General features: G+C 70.5%; 1 protein-coding gene. It reads left to right on the top strand.

Annotated elements, in window-relative coordinates; genetic code table 11:
- Nucleotides 1–172 precede the first annotated feature (172 nt).
- A complete protein-coding gene (locus ACZ7SW_RS38885; RefSeq protein ID WP_470235365.1) occupies nucleotides 173–18,937 on the top strand; it encodes a type I polyketide synthase in 18,765 nt (6,254 codons plus the stop codon).
- Nucleotides 18,938–18,962: the final 25 nt, after the last annotated feature.

Below are 18,962 nucleotides of genomic sequence, written 5' to 3'. Positions count from 1 at the left end.
AAGATAACCGGTTTCTTGATTCGCGGGCCGCGGCGAAGTCTCCGATCGCATTGGCGCGGCCGGGCTCGGCGCTGCCGAAATCCGGCGACGACCTGCGCGCGCGTGCCGCCGCGGTTCGTCGCTGCTGCTGGAATATGCCAACGACGTGCGGATTGTGGGGTCGAGTACTGCCGTGACAGATCTGTTTCGCACGGGAAGCTCCAGGCCGGATCTGACCGGCGAGGAGATCGCGGTCGTCGGTATCTCGTGCCGGCTGCCGAGTGCCTCCGGTCCGGCCGCGCTGTGGCGATTGCTCGAAAATGGCTCGAACGGTATTGTCGAGATTCCGGCTGGCCGATGGGATAATCCGGAGTTTCCCGAAACGGGGATTAAGGAATATCGCCGGGGCGGTTTTCTGGACAGTATCGACCGATTCGATCCCGCCTTTTTCGGCATCTCGCCGGGCGAAGCCGTGGCGATGGATCCGCAGCAGCGGCTGATGCTCGAACTGGCCTGGGAGGCGATCGAAGAAGCCGGCCTCGCCGCCGATCGCCTGCGCGGAAGCCGCACCGGAGTCTTCGTGGGCGCGAGTTCCGGGGATTACGAACGGTTGTTGCTGCGTGCCGGTTCGGCCGGGCTCACGCACCATACCGCCACCGGAACCAACCGCGGAATCATTTCCAACCGCGTCTCGTACGTGCTGGGCCTGCGCGGCCCCAGCCTCACGGTCGATTCGGCCCAGGCGTCCTCGCTGGTGGCCGTGCATCTCGCGTGCGAGAGCTTGCGCCGCGGAGAGTCCTCGCTGGCGATCGCGGGTGGCGTGAACCTGGCCGTGACCCCGGAAAACACGGCCACGCTGGCGAAACTCGGCGCGCTGTCCCCGTCCGGCCGCTGTTTTGTCTTCGACGCCAGGGCGGACGGTACGGTGCTCGGCGAAGGCGGCGGCGCGGTCGTTCTCAAACCGCTGTCCCGCGCGCTCGAGGACGGCGACCTCGTGCACTGCGTGATCCGCGGCAGCGCGGTGAACCACGACGGCGGGGGCAACGGCCTGACCGATCCGGATCCCGTTGCGCAGGAGGACAACCTGCGGTCGGCGTACCGGAACGCCGGGGTGGCTCCGTCGGACGTGCAGTACGTCGAACTGCACGGCACCGGCACCAAGGCGGGCGATCCGGTCGAGGCCGCCGCGCTGGGCGCGGTCCTCGGCTCCGGGCGCGACGCCGGCCTTCCGTTGCGGGTCGGCTCGATCAAGACCAACATCGGCCATCTCGGCGCTGCCTCGGGGATCGCGGGTCTGCTCAAGTCCGTGCTCGCGATCAAGCACCGGAGGATTCCGCCGAGCCTCAACTACGAAACCCCGAACCCGGCGATCCCGTTGCCCGAACTGGGTTTACGGGTCCAGCGCGAGCTGGCCGACTGGCCGCGGGAAGACCTGCCGCTCGTCGCGGGAGTGAGCGCGTTCGGCATGGGCGGCGCCAACTGTCATGTCGTGCTCGCCGAGCCGCCGCGATCGGAGGTGCCCGAAACGGACACCGCGAAGGTCCCGGTGCCGTGGGTGGTTTCCGGCCGCTCCGAGGCGGCGTTGCGCGCGCAGGCGGCGGAGTTGGCCGAGCAGGTCCGGGAACATCCGGAATTCGCGACGGCCGACGTGGCGTATTCGCTGGCCACGAGCCGGTCCGCGTTCGAGCAGCGCGCTGTCGTGGTCGGAACTGATCGCGATGACTTGGTGGCCGGGCTGAACGCCGTGGCCTCTGGCGGGGCGCACCCGGACGTGGTCCGCGGCACGGCGGACGCCAGCGGCCGGACGGTGTTGGTGTTCTCCGGTGCCGGCGGGCAGTGGAAGGGCATGGGCGGGGGCCTGTGGGACTCGTCGCCGGTGTTCGCCGAATCGGTCGCGGCGTGCGCGGAAGCGTTCGAGCCGTACCTGGATTGGTCGTTGACCGACGTGGTGCGGGGCCGGCGGGGTGCACCGCCGTTGTCGCGGGTCGATGTCGTACAGCCCGCGCTGTTCACGGTGATGGTGTCGCTGGCGGCGGTGTGGCGCTCGCTGGGCGTCGTGCCGTCCGCGGTGATCGGCCATTCGCAGGGCGAGATCGCCGCGGCGCACGTCGCCGGGGCGTTGACGCTCCAGGACGCGGCGCGGCTGATCGCCTCGCGCAGCCAGCTCATCGCGGCGAAGCTGTCCGGGCACGGTGCGATGCTGTCGGTGTCCGCGCCGGTCGCCGAGGTCGAAGAACTGCTGGCGGAAGCGGGCGACGGGCTGGCTGTCGCCGCGGTGAACGGGCCCCGCACGGTCACCGTCGCGGGCAGCCCGGAGGCCGTCGACCGGTTGGCGGAGACGCTGGCCGAAGCCGGGGTGCGGGCCGCTCGCATCCAGGCGGACTTCGCCTCGCACTCGCCGCAGATCGAATCGGTCCGCGCCGAACTGCGGGAGGCGGTCGCCGGGATCGCGCCGCGGAGCTGCCCGATCCGGTTCTGTTCGACCGTGACCGGCGGGTTCCTGGACACCGCCGAACTGGACGCGGACTACTGGTTCCGGAACCTGCGCCAGACCGTGCGCTTCGACCAGGCCGTGCGCACCTTGCTGGACGAGGGCTTCGACGTCTTCGTCGAACCGGGACCGCACCCCATGCTGTCGGTTCCGGTCCAGGACATCGCCGACGACCACGGCACGCAGGTCGCCGCCGTGCACACCCTCCGTCTCGGCGAAGGCGACCACCAGCGGCTGCTGTCCTCGGCCGCGGAGGCGCACGTTCGCGGCGTCCGGATCGACTGGACCGCGGCGCTGCCCGCGGCCCGTCGGGTCGCCCTGCCCACGTATGCCTTCCAGCGCGCGCGGTACTGGCCGGAGCCGGTGGCACACGAACCGAGCGGGCGTCCGCTCGATGCCGAGTTCTGGAACGCGGTGGACCGCGGCGAGCTGGCATCTGTGCTGGACGTGGACGGCGCGACGACGCTGGACGCGGCGTTGCCCGCGCTGTCGTCCTGGCACCGCCGGCAGACGCATTTGTCCACAGTGGACTCATGGCGGTATCGCGTCGGCTGGCGGCCGGTCACCGGTCGTCCTGCGGAGGCTGTAGCGGGGCTGTGGCTTGTGCTGGTGCCGCAAGGCTTTGCCGACGATCCTCGCGTGGACGGGTGCGTGCGCGCGTTGACCGAGCGCGGCGCGGAGGCTCGGCTGGTCGAGGTCAGCGAGGACGACACCGAGAACCTGGCCGCGCTGCTCGAATCGGCACCGTTCGCCGGGGTGTTGTCCCTGTGGGCGTTGGACGAGCGACCGCATCCCCGGCATCCGGCGCTCAGCGTGGGGCTGGCCGGGACGCTCGCGCTGGTGCGAGCCGAGGTCGGTCCCGCGCGGATCTGGGTCGCGACCGCGGGTGCGGAGTCCGGCACCAGCCCGGCGCAGGCGATGGTGTGGGGGCTCGGCCGGGTCGCCGCACTTGAACACCCCGGTCGCTGGGGCGGGTTGATCGATCTGCCGGAGGTCCTCGACGACCGCGCCCGCGCCCGGCTGGCCGACGCGCTGGGCGGAATCGAGGGCGAGGATCAGCTCGCGGTGCGTTCGTCCGGGCTGCTCGGCCGTCGTCTCGAACCCGCTCCGCTCGGCGAGGACGGCCGCGAGACCTGGGTGCCCCGGGGCACGGTCCTGGTCACCGGGGCGACCGGGGAACTCGGACCGTCGATCGCCAGGTGGCTGGCCCGGCAGGGCGCTGAGCATCTGGTGCTGGTCAGCCGCCGTGGCGCGGCGGCAGACGGCATGGCCGCGCTGCGCGAGGAGCTGGACGCGCGGGTCACGATCGCCGCGTGTGACGTCACCGATCGCGACGCGCTGCAAGCGCTGCTGGCCGGTCTCGCCGCCGACGGGGATCGGGTGCGGGCCGTGATCCACGCCGCAGCGGTGCTCCGGCCGACGACGCTCGCTGAGAGCAGCCCTGAGGAGTTCGCGGAGAGCGTCGCGGCGAAGGCAGTTGGTGCCGCCAACCTGGACGCTCTGCTGCGGGACCAGGAGCTGGACGCGTTTGTGCTGTTCTCGTCGGTCGCCGGGGTGTGGGGCGGCGCGGGGTTCGGCGCGTATGCCGCCGCGAACAGCTACCTCGACGCGCTGGCCCGGCAGCGTCGCGAGCACGGGCACACCGCGACGTCGGTCGCGTGGGGAATGCTGGAGTCGCCGAATCCGCGAGAGCGGGAATCGGGACGCCGCCACGGGCTGTCGTCCATGGACCTGGACACCGCGTTCGCCGGATTGGCGCAAGCGGTCGGCCAAGGCGAGACCGCGGTCGCGATCACCGACGTCGACTGGGCGCGGTTCCTTCCGGCCTTCGTTTCCAGCCGTCCCAGTGCCTTGTTCGGGCAGGTGCCGTCCGCCGCGCGAGTCCTGCGGAGCACCGACACCGCGGAATCCGTCGTGCACGGCACCGAGTTCGTCCGGCAGTTGACCGCGATGGCTCCGGCAGCGCGGGAGGAGGCGCTGCTCGAACTCGTGCGGTCCCGGGCAGCGGCGGTGCTCGGGCGCGAGAACGCCGAGGCGATCAAACCGAACCTGACCTTCCGCGAACTCGGTTTCGACTCGCTCACGGCGGTAGAACTGCGCAATCAGCTGGTCACCGCCCTCGGTCGGCGGCTGCCCACCACCTTGCAATTCGACCATCCGACCCCGGTCGCGGTCACCGCGTTCCTGCGCGCGGAGCTGTTCGGCGCCGAGGTTGAGCCGACCGGACCGGCGGTGGCGCGCGCGGCGTCGGACGAACAGATCGCGATCGTGTCGATGGCCTGCCGTTTTCCCGCTGGCATCGACACTCCGGAAGCCTTCTGGGAGCTGCTCGACGGAGGCCGCGACGCCGTGTCCGCGTTCCCGGCCGACCGCGGCTGGCAGATGTCGAGCACCGGATACGTCCGCGAGGGCGGTTTCCTCTCCGGCGCGGGCGAGTTCGACCCCGCGTTCTTCGGGATCTCGCCGCGCGAAGCGTTGGCGATGGATCCGCAGCAGCGGTTGTTGCTGGAGACGTCGTGGGAGGCGTTCGAGCGGGCGGGCATCGATCCGGATTCGTTGCGGGGCAGTGCGACCGGTGTGTTCGCGGGCCTGATGTACCACGATTACGGGGCTCGGCTGGGCGCGGTTCCGGATGGTGTGGCGGCTTATTTGGGCAACGGCAGCGCCGGAAGCGTCGCGTCGGGCCGGGTCTCGTACGTGTTCGGCTTCGAGGGCCCTGCGGTGACGGTGGACACCGCGTGCTCGTCTTCGTTGGTGGCTTTGCATTTGGCGGCGCAGTCGTTGCGGTCCGGCGAATGCTCGCTGGCGCTGGCGGGCGGGGCGACCGTGTTGTCGAATCCCTCGGTTTTCGAGGAATTCGCGCGCAACGGCGGGCTGGCTTCGGACGGGCGGTGCAAGTCGTTCTCGGCCGCCGCGGACGGTGCCGGGTTCTCCGAGGGCGTGGGAATCCTCTTGCTGGAGCGGCTTTCCGACGCTCGACGCAACGGGCACGAGGTGCTGGCCGTGGTGCGCGGCAGCGCGGTGAACCAGGATGGTGCTTCGAATGGATTGACGGCACCGAACGGTCCTTCGCAGCAGCGGGTGATCCGGTCGGCATTGGCCAATGCCGGACTTCAACCGTCCGATGTGGACGCTGTGGAGGCGCACGGAACGGGCACCCGGCTCGGTGATCCGATCGAGGCGCAGGCGATCCTGGCGACGTACGGCCAGGGCCGGGAGCGGCCGTTGTGGCTGGGCTCGGTGAAGTCGAACATCGGGCACAGCCAAGCCGCGGCCGGGGTGGCCGGGGTGATGAAGATGGTTTTGGCTATGCGGCACGGGATTCTGCCGAAGAGCCTGCATCTCGACGCGCCCTCGGCGCAGGTGGACTGGTCCGCCGGTGCGGTGGAACTGTTGTCCGAGGCGAGGGAATGGCCGCTGGACCGGCCGCGCCGGGCCGGGGTTTCGTCGTTCGGGATCAGCGGGACCAACGCGCACGTGATTGTCGAGCAGGCTCCGGACGCGCCGATTCCCGAAGAAGAGCCGAGCCGCACGCTGGACGTGGTGCCGTGGGTGCTCTCGGCCAAGACCCCGGAAGCGTTGCGGGCACAGGCCAGCAGGCTCGCCGCCGGCGCCGGGCACGCGCCGGTGGACGTGGCGTTCTCGTTGGCCGCCGGGCGGTCCGCGCTGGAACATCGCGCTGTCGTGACCGGCGAGACCACCGCGGAATTGCTGGCCGGATTGGACTCGATGGCCGGTTCCGGGACGCCGGTCGAGGGCAAGACGGCGTTCTTGTTCGCCGGTCAGGGCTCGCAGCGTCCGGGAATGGGCCGGGAACTGCACGCGCGGTTCCCGGTGTTCGCCGAAGCTTTCGACGCGGTGTGCGAGCGGTTCGACCCTTCTTCGGCGCGGGCATTGCGAGACGTGGTGTTCGCCGCCGAAGGCTCGCCGGACGCGGAATTGGTGCATCAGACGGCGTGGACCCAGATCGGGCTGTTCGCGGTCGAGGTCGCGCTGGCCCGGTTGCTGGAGTCGTGGGGGATCACCCCGGATTTCGTGGGCGGGCATTCGGTCGGCGAGCTCGCGGCGGCACATCTCTCCGGTGTCCTCGATCTGGACGATGCGGTCGCGCTGGTCGCGGCGCGCGGCCGGTTGATGCAGGCGCTGCCCGAGGGCGGGGTCATGGTGGCGATCCAGGCCGACGCGGCCGAGGTGGCGCCGATGCTGTCCGGGCCGGAAGCGCGGGCGAGCCTCGCGGCGGTCAACGCCCCCGGATCCGTGGTGGTCTCCGGTGACGAGGACCGGGTGCTGGAGATCGCCGGGCACTGGGAAGCGCGAGGACGGCGGGTCAAACGGCTGCGGGTGAGCCACGCGTTCCACTCGCATCGGATGGACGGAATGCTGGCGGAGTTCCGCCGGGTCGCCGAAAGCGTCGAGTACCGCGAACCGCGCGTTCCGGTCGTGTCCAATGTGTCCGGTGAGCTGATCGCCGAATTCTCCGCTGAGTACTGGGTTCGGCACGTCCGCGAGACTGTGCGGTTCGCCGACGGGGTTCGCACGCTGGCGGCGCGGGGTGTCGCGCGATTCGTCGAGATCGGGCCCGGAAGCGTGCTGACCGCGATGATCGGGGATTCGCTCGATTCCGCCGCAGCGCTCATTCCGGTGCTGCGCAAGGACCGTAGCGAGCCGAAGGCTCTGACCGAGGCCGTCGGCCAGTTGTTCGTCTCCGGGTCCACAGTGGACTGGGACGCGTTCTTCGCGGGTACCGGTGCGCGCCGGGTTTCGCTGCCGACGTATGCGTTCCAGCGGCAGCGGTACTGGCTCATGCCGAACCTCGCCGGAGACGCCCGCGGCATGGGGTTGGCCCCGGCCGAGCATCCGTTGCTGGGCGCGGCGGTGCCGTTGCCGGATTCGGACGGGGTCGTGCTGACCGGTCGGCTGTCGGTGGAAACCCAGCCGTGGCTGACCGACCACACCGTGCTGGGGTCGGTGCTGTTCCCGGCGGCCGGTTTCGTGGAGTTGGCGGTGCGAGCCGCCGACCAGGTCGGATGCGCGGCGCTGGACCAGCTGACCGTGCGGACGCCGTTGGTGCTGCCTCCGCGCGGCGGGGTCCAGGTCCAGGTCAAGGTGGGCGAGCCTGCTGCGTCCGGGGTCCGGCCGTTGGCCGTGTACGCCCGCCCGGACGAGGCGGGCCAGCCGTGGACCCAGCACGTCACCGGTTTCGTTTCGCCGGGCGGGGCGGTGCCGGAGTTCGAGCTGGCGGAGTGGCCGCCGCGAGGTGCGTCCGCGGTGTCGGTCGAGGACTTCTATCCCCAGCAGGGCCGGTCGTTCGGCCCGATGTTCCAGGGCCTGACCGCGGCGTGGCGGCTGGGCGATGTGGTGTTCGCCGAAGTCGTTTTGCCGGACGAGACCGAAGCCGGCGCGTTCGCGGTACATCCGGCGCTGTTGGACGCGGCGTTGCACATCGTTGCCGGGGAGGACCAGCCGCAGTTGGCGTCGTCCTGGGCTGGCGTGACTGTGTACGCCTCGGGTGCGTCGACGTTGCGGGTGAAGCTTTCTCCTGTGGGCCCGGACGAGTTCGCCGTCGAACTCGCCGATGCGGCTGGCGCGCCGGTAGCGGCTGTCGAATCTTTGGTGTTGCGGCCGGCTGATCAGCAGCAGTTGGGACGTCCAGCCGGCTTCGTGGAGTCGTTGTTCGGGGTGGAATGGGCCGAGGTGCCGACGGGTGCCGTGGCCGAGGCCGGCGGCTGGGCGGTGCTGGGGGAGCTCGGCATCGAGGCAGACCGGTATCCGGACCTGGCGGCGCTGGTGGACAGCGGTGCGACGCCGGAAGTGGTGTTCGTCGAAGGCCGTCCGGCCGCCGAATTCTTGGCAGTGGCACAGACGTGGCTGGGCACGGCGCGGTTCGCGGACTCGCGGCTGGTGGTGGTGACGCGCGGGGCAGTGGCCGCGGAGCCGGACGAGGGTGTCCAGGATCTCTCGGCGGGCGCGGTTTGGGGATTGGTGCGGTCGGCGCAGTCGGAGAACCCGGGCCGGTTCCTGTTGCTGGACCTCGACGACAGCCCGGCGTCGCTGGAGCGCTTGCCCGAGGTGCTGAATCTGGATGAACCGCAGCTCGCGATGCGCGACGGTGTGGTGCGGGTGCCGAGGTTGGCGCGGGTACTGGCCGGAGAGGGTGCGGAGCTGGCTCTTGACGGGACGGTGCTGATCACCGGCGGCACGGGTGCGCTGGGCGGTCTGGTGGCCCGGCATTTGGTTACCGTGCACGGGGTTCGGCATTTGGTGCTGGCCAGCCGCCGGGGTGCGGACGCTCCGGGGGCGGCGGAGTTGACCGCTGAGCTGGTCGCCCTCGGTGCAGTGGTGACGGTGGCGGCTTGCGACGCGGCGGATCGTGGCGCGTTGGCGCGGCTGCTGGACGCGATTCCGGCCGAGCATCCGCTGACCGGGGTCGTCCACGCCGCTGGTGCTTTGGACAACGGTCTCCTCGATTCGTTGACCCCGGCGCGGCTGGACGCGGTGATGCGGCCGAAGGCCGACGCGGCGCTGAATCTGCACGAACTCACTCGCGAGCACGACCTGCGCGCGTTTGTCCTGTTCTCCTCGATCGCGGGCCTGATCGGCGGGCCGGGGCAGGGCAACTACGCCGCCGCGAACGCGTTCCTGGACGCTCTCGCCCAGCAGCGTCGCGCGCAGGGCCTTCCGGCGGTGTCGTTGGCGTGGGGCGTGTGGGAGCACTCCGGCGGCATGGTGGATCTGCTGGGCGCCACCGACCTCGCCCGGCTTGCCCGGGACGGGATCCGGCCGCTGTCGGACGACGAAGGTCTCGCGCTGTTCGATGCCGCGCTCGGCAACGACCGCGCGCTCCTCGCGCCGGTGCCGCTCGACTTGAGCGTGGTCAGCGGCTCGCTCTTCCGCGGGCTGGCCCGGCGACCGGCCCGGCGTTCCGCCGCCGGACGTCCCGCCGAGTCCTCGCTGCAGCAGCGGCTGGCGGGCCAGACCCGGGGCGAACAGGATCGTCTGCTGCTCGGCCTGGTGCGGGAGGAAACGGCGCGGGTTCTCGGGCACGGTTCGGCCGGGTCGGTCGAGGCGGTCAAGACCTTCCGAGAGCTGGGCGCTGACTCGCTGACCGCGGTCGAACTCCGCAACCGGCTGAACGCGGCGACCGGAATCCGGCTGAGCACCACCGTCGTGTTCGACCATCCCACCCCGCGAACGCTGGCGGAGCACCTGCGCACGCTGTTGTCCGGCGACGAAGCGGAAGTGCCAGCGGTCGCCTCGGCCGGTGCGGTCACCGACGATCCGATCGCGATCGTGGCGATGGGCTGCCGCTATCCGGGCGGGGTGAGTTCGCCGGAGCAGTTCTGGGACCTCGTTTCCAGCGGGGCCGACGTGATCTCGGGATTCCCCGGCAACCGGGGCTGGGACGTCGAAGCGCTGTACGACCCGGATCCGGAACACCGCGGCACCAGCTACGCCCGCGAGGGCGGATTCCTCTACGAGGCAACGGACTTCGACGCGCGGTTCTTCGGGATCAGCCCGCGTGAGGCGTTGGCGATGGATCCTCAGCAGCGGTTGTTGCTGGAGACGTCGTGGGAGGTGTTCGAGCGAGCCGGGATCGACCCGGAATCGTTGCGTCGCAGCGCGACCGGGGTGTTCGTCGGGGCGGGTTCTTCCGGGTACGGAAGCTACGACCGGTCCGGAGACGAGGCCGAGGGGCATCGGATCACCGGGAACGCGGCGAGTGTGCTGTCGGGCCGGGTGTCGTATGTGTTCGGTTTTGAAGGTCCGGCGGTGACGGTGGATACGGCGTGTTCGTCGTCGTTGGTGGCGTTGCATCTCGCGGTGCAGTCGCTGCGGTCCGGGGAGTGTTCGCTGGCGCTGGCCGGTGGCGTGACGGTCATGTCGACGCCGGAGACGTTTGTCGAGTTTTCCCGGCAGCGGGGTCTTTCTTCGGACGGCCGGTGCAAGCCGTTCGCGGAGGCGGCGGACGGCACTGGCTGGGGTGAAGGCGTTGGGCTCCTGCTGGTGGAACGCTTGTCTGATGCCCGGCGTAATGGGCACGAGGTGCTGGCGGTCGTGCGTGGTTCTGCGGTGAATCAGGACGGTGCGTCGAATGGTTTGACTGCGCCTAATGGTCCTTCGCAGCAGCGGGTGATCCGGGCGGCGTTGGCTAATGCCGGTCTTGGGTCGTCCGATGTGGACGCGGTTGAGGCTCATGGCACGGGGACGACGCTGGGTGATCCGATCGAGGCGCAAGCGTTGCTGGCGACTTATGGTCAGGATCGGGAACAGCCGCTTTGGCTGGGGTCGGTGAAGTCCAACATCGGGCATACCCAGGCTGCGGCGGGCGTCGCGGGTGTCATCAAGATGGTTCTCGCGATGCGGCAAGGGGTTTTGCCGCGGAGCTTGCATATTGACGCGCCTTCGTCGCATGTGGACTGGTCGGCGGGTGCGGTGGAGTTGCTGGCTGAGTCGAGGGAGTGGCCGGAGTCGGAGCGGCCGCGCCGGGCTGGGGTTTCGTCGTTCGGGATCAGCGGAACCAATGCGCACGTGATCGTGGAGCAGGCTCCGGACGGGCCGGTCGCGGAACCTGGTCGTGAGCTGGACGTGGTGCCGTGGGTGTTGTCGGGCAAGAGTGAAGCGGCGGTGCGGGATCAGGCTCGGCGGTTGGCTCAGTTGCCGGATGGGGCGAGCCTGACTGAGGTGGCGTTCTCGTTGGCGACCGCTCGTGCCGCGTTGGATCGTCGGGTCGCGGTGGTGGGTCGGGACCGGGATGAGTTGCTTCGGGGCTTGGATGCCGTAGCGGCGGGTGAGGTGCCTGCGGAGTTGGCTGCGGAGTCCGGGGATGTGGTTTTTGTGTTCCCGGGTCAGGGTTCGCAGTGGGTTGGGATGGCGCTGGGTCTGTTGGAGTCGTCGCCGGTGTTCGCGGAGCGGTTGGCGGAGTGTGCGGCGGCGTTGGAGTCCTTTGTGGACTGGTCGTTGCTGGATGTTCTTCGTGACGGTGCTTCGTTGGAGCGGCTTGATGTGGTGCAGCCGGTGTTGTGGGCGGTGATGGTGTCGCTGGCCGAGGTCTGGAAGTCCCATGGCGTGCGGCCTGCGGCGGTGGTGGGTCATAGCCAGGGCGAGATCGCGGCTGCGGTGGTGGCTGGCGGGTTGTCGTTGCAGGACGGTGCCCGGGTGGTGGCGCTGCGGAGCAAGGCGCTGAAGGTGCTGTCCGGCAAAGGCGGGATGGTCTCGGTCGCCGAGCCGGTGGAGAAGCTGCGGGACCGGCTAGACCCGCGGATCTCGGTCGCGGCGGTGAACGGCCCGGGTTCCGTGGTGGTCTCGGGAGATCCGGACGCGCTGGACGAGCTGATCGCGGCGTGCGAGCGGGAAGGTGTCCGGACGCGGCGGGTTCCGGTGGATTATGCGTCACATTCGGCGCACGTCGAGCAGATCCACGACGAGCTGGCCGAGCTGCTGGCCCCCGTCCAGCCAGTGTCTGGAGAAGTGCCGTTCTACTCCGCCGTGACGGGCGAACTCCTCGACACCGCGGCAATGGACGCGGAGTACTGGTACCGCAATCTCCGTCAGACCGTGGAGTTCGAGCGAGCGACCCGCCAGCTGCTGGCCGACGGATACCGGGTGTTCGTGGAGGTCAGCCCGCATCCGGTGCTGGTGCCGGGACTGCAGGACACGATCGATTCCATCGACACAGCCGCGGCGGCGATCGGGACTTTGCGCCGCGACGAGGGCGGCCTGGACCGGTTCACCGCCTCCTTGGGCGAGGCCTTCACCCGAGGCGCGACAGTCGACTGGACCAGGTTCTTCGCCGGGACCGGTGCCCGCAAAGCCGACCTGCCCACCTATCCGTTCCAGCGGCAGCGCTACTGGCCGGAACCAGCCGAGCCCGCGACGGCCGAGCCGGTGGACACCGAGTTCTGGGAGGCCGTCGAACGCGGGGATCTCGACGCTGTGGCGGCGGCTCTGACGGCCGAGGGCGACGAGGTGCGGTCGCTGGAGGCAGCGCTGCCGGTGCTGTCGTCGTGGCGGCGACGGCGGCAGCAGGAGTCCGAAGTGGACAGGTGGCGCTACCGGGTGTCGTGGAAGCGCCTTCCGGATGTCTCGTCGGCGGCCACGCGGGGCACGTGGCTGGTCGTCGCTCCGGCCGAGCACGCCGAATGGGCTACCGCGCTGGCGGACGGCATCGCGGGCCGCCTCGTGGTGATCGACGAACTGGAGACGATCGCGGGCAAGCTGGCCGAAGGCCCGGTGGCCGGAGTGCTGTCGTTGCTCGCGCTCGACGACCGGCCGCTCGCGGAGTTCGACGCGGTGCCGCAAGGGCTGGCCGCGACCGTAAGCGTGCTCCGGACAGTGACCACAATGGACAGTGAAATACCACTGTGGACAGTGACCCGGGGTGCGGTCTCGGTGGATCGGTTCGATCCCCCGGCGGGCCAAGCGCAGGCGATGGTCTGGGGTCTGGGCCGGGTCGCGGCGCTCGAGCACCCCGACCACTGGGGCGGGTTGATCGATCTGCCGGAAACACTGGACGACCGTGCGCTCGCCCGGTTGTCGGCGGTGCTCGGCGGCGCCGAGGACCAGGTGGCGGTGCGCGCGTCCGGAGTGTTCGGACGCCGGTTAGTGCGCGCCGGAGCTGGTCGGAACAGCGGTTGGCAGGCACCGTCCACGGTGCTGGTGACCGGCGGAACCGGAGCGCTGGGCGCACGGGTGGCGCGGTGGCTTGCCGGACAGGGCGCGGAGCATCTGGTGCTCGTCAGCCGCCGGGGCCGCGAGGCACCAGGGGCGGCGGACCTCGAAGCGGAACTCGCCGCGCTCGGGGTCCGGGCAACGATCGTGGCTTGCGACGTGGCGGACCGCGACGCGGCGGCCGACCTGCTCGGCCGGTTCCCGGTCGACGGGATCGTGCACGCCGCGGGGGTGCTGGACGACGGCGTCGTCACGTCGCTGACCCCGGCCAGGATGAACGCGGTCCTGCGGGCAAAGGCGACCGCGGCGGTGAACCTGCACGAACTCACCCGCGACCGTGAGCTGCGCATGTTCGTGCTCTTCTCCGCGACGTCGGCGGTCGTCGGCACGCCGGGGCTGGGCAACTACGCGCCGGGCAACGCGTTCCTCGACGCCTTGGCCGAACACCGGCGGGCGAACGGGCTGGTCGCGACCTCGATCGCGTGGGGGCCGTGGTCCGGCGGCGGCATGGCCGACGGTTCGGTCGGCGAAGTGTTCCGCCGCCATGGCGTTCCCGAGATGACGCCGGACCTCGCGCTCACCGCCCTCCACCAGGCGCTGAGCGATGACGAGACCACCCTCGTCGTCGCGGACATCGACTGGGACCGGTTCCGCGTCGCGTTCACCGCGACCCGGCCGAGCCCGCTGCTGGCGGACCTGCCTGACGCCCGGCAGCCGGACCGGGCTGGCCCGGAGCCGGACGAAGCGTCCTTCGCGCACCGGCTCGCCAACGTGCCGGAAGCCGAACAAGGCCGGTTCTTGCTCGACGCGGTCCGCACCCAGGCGGCGATCGTGCTGGGCCACTCCGGCCCGGACGAGGTCGAGCCGCGTCAGGCGCTGCGAGACCTCGGCTTCGACTCGGTGACCGCGGTCGAACTCCGCAACCGGTTGAACACCGTCACCGGGCTGAAGCTGCCCGCGACGCTGGTCTTCGACTACCCGACGCCGGTCGCGGTGGCGGGGTACCTGCGCACCGAACTGCTCGGCGACGATTCGCCCGCCACCGTACCGGTCGCCGTGGCGTCCGGGTCCGAAGAGCCGCTGGCGATCGTCGGGATGGCGTGCCGCTTCCCCGGCGGCGTGCGGTCGCCGGAAGATCTCTGGCGGGTTCTCGCCGACGGGACCGACACCATCTCCGCGTTCCCCACCGACCGCGGCTGGGACCTCGAAGCCCTCTACGACCCGGATCCGGACGGGGACGGCACCAGCTACACCCGCGAAGGCGGGTTCCTGTCCGGCGCCGCCGAGTTCGACGCGACCTTCTTCGGCATTTCGCCCCGGGAGGCGCTGGCGATGGATCCCCAGCAGCGGTTGCTGCTGGAAACCTCGTGGGAGGCCTTCGAACGGGCCGGGATCGTGCCGGAAACCCTGCGCGACGCCGGGGTTTTCGCCGGCACCAGCGGCCAGGACTACCTGAACCTGATGGCGATGGGCTCCGGGGAATCGGCCGGGCACGTGGGCACCGGCAACTCGCCGAGCGTGCTGTCCGGGCGGCTTTCCTACCTCTTCGGGTTCGAGGGGCCCGCGGTCAGCGTGGACACCGCCTGCTCGTCGTCGCTGGTGACGCTGCACCTCGCGGCGCAGTCGCTGCGGTCCGGGGAATGCTCGCTGGCGCTGGCCGCCGGCGTGATGGTGATGTCGACCCCGGGCATCTTCACCGAATTCTCCCGCCAGCGGGGCGTCGCTCCGGACGGCCGGTGCAAACCGTTCGCGGCGGCCGCCGACGGAGCCGGCTTCTCCGAGGGAATCGGGGTGCTGCTGGTGGAGCGGTTGTCGGACGCCCAGCGGAACGGGCACGAGGTGCTCGCGGTGGTGCGCGGCAGCGCGGTGAACCAGGACGGTGCGTCGAACGGGTTGACGGCACCGAACGGTCCTTCGCAGCAGCGGGTGATCCGGCAGGCGCTGGCGAACGCCGGGCTGAAACCGTCCGATGTGGACGTTGTCGAAGCGCACGGCACCGGCACGAGGCTCGGCGATCCCATTGAGGCGCAGGCGTTGCTGGCGACTTACGGGCAGGATCGGGACGAGCCGTTGTGGCTGGGTTCGATCAAGTCGAATCTCGGCCACACGCAAGCCGCGGCGGGTGTCGCGGGCGTCATCAAGATGGTGCTTGCGATGCGGCACGGGGTGTTGCCGAAGAGCTTGCACATCGACGAACCGTCGGCGGAGGTGGACTGGTCTGCCGGTGCGGTGGAGCTGTTGTCCGAGGCCAGGGAGTGGCCGGCGGCGGGACGGCCGCGCCGGGCTGGGGTGTCGTCGTTCGGCATCAGCGGGACCAACGCGCACGTGATTCTCGAACAGGCTCCGGAGCAGTTCGCCGACACTCCGGCCGCGACTCCGGTCTTCGCCGCGAACCCGCCTTGGGTGCTGTCCGCGAAGAACGACGCTGCCCTTCGAGAACAGGCCCAGGCAATTCGCTCCCTTGTGGACACTCAACCTGAGCTGGATCTTGTCGACGCGGCAACGACCCTGGCCGCCCGCACGCGGTTTGCCGAGCGAGCCGTGGTTCTTGCCGCCGATCGCGCCGAACTCGCCGAAGGGCTGGCCGCGCTCGCCGACGGGGGCAGCGCGCCGGGGCTGGTCCGGGGCCGGGAACGCGACCCGGGCAAGTGCGTGTTCGTGTTCCCTGGCCAGGGTTCGCAGTGGACGGGAATGGCGCTCGACCTGATGGACGCGTCGCCGGTGTTCGCCGAGCGGATCGCGGAATGTTCGGCCGCGTTGTCGGAGTACGTCGACTGGTCGCTGGACGACGTGCTGCGGGGCGCGCTCCCGATGGACCGGGTGGACGTCGTCCAGCCCGCGTTGTTCGCGGTGATGGTGTCGCTGGCCGGGTTGTGGCGTGCGTGCGGGATCGAACCGGACGCGGTCATCGGGCACAGCCAGGGAGAGATCGCGGCTGCCTGCGTGGCCGGTGCACTGTCCCTTTCGGACGCGGCCAAGGTCGTGGCGTTGCGCAGCAAGGCATTGCGCGAGCTGAGCGGCCGGGGCGCGATGATGTCGGTGGCGCTGCCGCTGGACGAACTGCTGCCGAGGCTGGCCAGGTGGGACGATCGGCTTTCCGTCGCGGCGATCAACGGGCCGGGCTCGCTGGTGGTGTCCGGCGAACCCGACGCGGTGGAAGAACTGCGCGTGGAACTGTCCGAAGAGGACATCCGGGCGCGAAAGATCCCAGTGGACTACGCCTCGCACTCCGCGCACGTGGACGAAATCCGCGCGGAGCTGGCCGAGCTGCTCGGTTCGATCACCCCACGTCCGGCGAAGGTGCCGTTCCTGTCCACAGTGACCGGTGAATGGCTGGACACCACCGCGCTCGACGCGGACTACTGGTTCCGCAACCTGCGCCAGACCGTGGAACTGGAGAAGGCGACGCGGACGCTGGCGGACGACGGGTTCCGGGTCTTCGTGGAGTCCAGCCCGCATCCGGTGCTAACGCTCGCTCTTCAGGAAACCCTGGCCGCGCGGGACGTTCCGGGGACGGTCGTGGGATCTCTGCGGCGGAACGACGGTGGCGCGCAACGGTTCTTCGCGTCGCTCGCGGAGGCGCATGTGCACGGCATGCCGGTCGACTGGAGTGCGCTGTTCTCGGGCCACCGGGTGGATCTGCCGACCTACGCGTTCCAGCGCGAGCGGTACTGGCCGGAGGTCACGCCGACCGCCGCGCCCGCGTTCGTCGACGATCGCTTCTGGGAGAACGTCGAGGCGCAGGACCACGAATCGCTCGGCACGCTGCTGGAGGTGGACGAGGCCGCCCTGAAGTCCGTGTTGCCCGCGTTGCGTTCGTGGCGGGAACGAAGCCGGAACAAGTCTACTGTGGACAGCTGGCGTTACCGGGTGGAATGGCGGCCGGTCGCGGAAACCACTGCGAGTCCGCTGTCGGGCAGCTGGCCGGTTCTCGTGCCTTCGGGGCACGAGGACAGCGAACTGGTGACGTCGGTGCTAGCCGCGTTGTCCGCGCAGGGTGCCAAGGCTGTGCCGGTGGTGGTCGACGCGACGGACCTGGACCGGGTGGCGCTCGCTGACCGGCTCAGCGGCGTGCTCGACGCGGAGCCGCCTTCGGGCGTGCTTTCGCTGCTGGCGCTCGCCGAAGGACACCATCCGCAGCACCGGGTGGAACTCGGCCTCGCGGCGACAGTGCTCGCGGTTCAAGCGCTCGCCGACGCCGGAGTAAAGGCGCGGCTGTGGTGCGTGACGCGCGGCGCGGTGTCCACCAGCGCGACGGATCCGTTGCCTCATCCGCTGCAGGCGCAGGTTTGGGGGCTGGGCCGGGTGGCCACGCTCGAATACCCGGACAGCTGGGGCGGTCTGATCGACCTTCCCGCCGCGTTCGACCAGCGCGCGTTCGCCGGCCTGCTTGCCGGGGAACCGGTCGAGGACGAGGTCGCGGTGCGGGCGTCGGGGACGTTCGCGCGCAGGCTGGTGCGTGCGCCCGGGCGGGAAACCGATTCCGCGGCGCAATGGCAGCCGCGCGGAACCGTGCTGATCACCGGAGGCACCGGTGCGCTCGGTTCGCGGGTCGCGCGTTCGCTGGCTCGCGACGGTGCGGACCACCTCGTGCTGACCAGCCGAAGCGGGGCGGACGCCGCCGGTGCGGCTGAGCTGCGTGCTGAACTGGAAGCGCTCGGTGCCCGGGTGACCGTCGCCGCGTGCGACGTGGCCGACCGGGCAGCGCTCGCGGCTCTGCTCGAAGAGCACCCCGAGGTACGAGCCGTCGTGCACACCGCCGGTGCGGTCGCGATGGCTCCGCTGGCCGAGACCGATCTCGCCGATTTCGCCGAGGTGCTTGCCGCCAAGGTCGACGGGGCGCTCAACCTCGACGCACTCCTGGGCGCACGGGAGCTGGACGCGTTCGTGCTGTTCTCCTCCAACGCGGGCGTGTGGGGCAGCGGCGGTCAAGGCGCTTACGCGGCGGCCAACGCTTTCCTGGACGCGCTCGCCCAACAGCGGCGCGACCGCGGCCAAGCAGCGACGTCGATCGCGTGGGGTGCCTGGGGCGAAACCGGGATGGCGGCGGAACGCTCGGCGGAGGAGCAGTTGCGCCGGCGCGGTGTTCTGCCGATGGCTCCGGACCTCGCGCTCGACGCGTTGCGGCAAGCCGTGGCCCGGGACGAGACGTTCCTGGCGGTCGCCGACGTCGACTGGGACCGCTTCGTGCCGCGCTTCACCTCGGCCCGGCGTCGACCGTTGCTGGACGAATTGCCGGAAGCCCAGCGAATCCTCGCGGCCGCCGAGCCGTCCGCGAACGACACCGACGGCACCAGTTCGCTCGCGAGCCAGTTGGCCGCGCTGGCTCCCGGCGAGCAGGAAGAGTTGTTGCTGGACCTGGTGCGCTCGACGGTGGCGGCTGTCCTCGGACACCGCGGACGGGATTCGGTCGACGCCGACCTCGCGTTCAAGGACCAGGGATTCGACTCGCTCACCGCGGTCGACCTGCGCAACCGGTTGAACGCGGCCACGGGCCTCGCGCTTCCGGTGACCGTAGTGTTCGACCAGCCGACCCCGAACGCGCTCGCCCGGCTTCTCCGCGCCGAACTGGCCGGCGATCCGGAACAGGCGGTCGAGGCGGAGCTGGACCGGTTGGCGGACACGATCGCCGCGCTCGCCAGCCACGCGGAGCAGCGCGAAGCCGCGCGAACGCGGCTGACCGCGTTGCTGCGCACGCTGAACGACGACGCGGAGACGGGCGAACTTTCCGCGGCCGAACTCCTGGAATCGGCCTCGGACGAGGAGGTTTTCGATTTCGTCGACAACGAGCTCAGCTGACCAGCACTCCCAGCCGACCCCGGAC

The organism is Amycolatopsis sp. NPDC114484, from assembly GCF_055633755.1.
The sequence above is the reverse complement of the archived record's forward strand: the minus strand, read 5'-3'. Positions and strand labels throughout refer to the sequence as shown.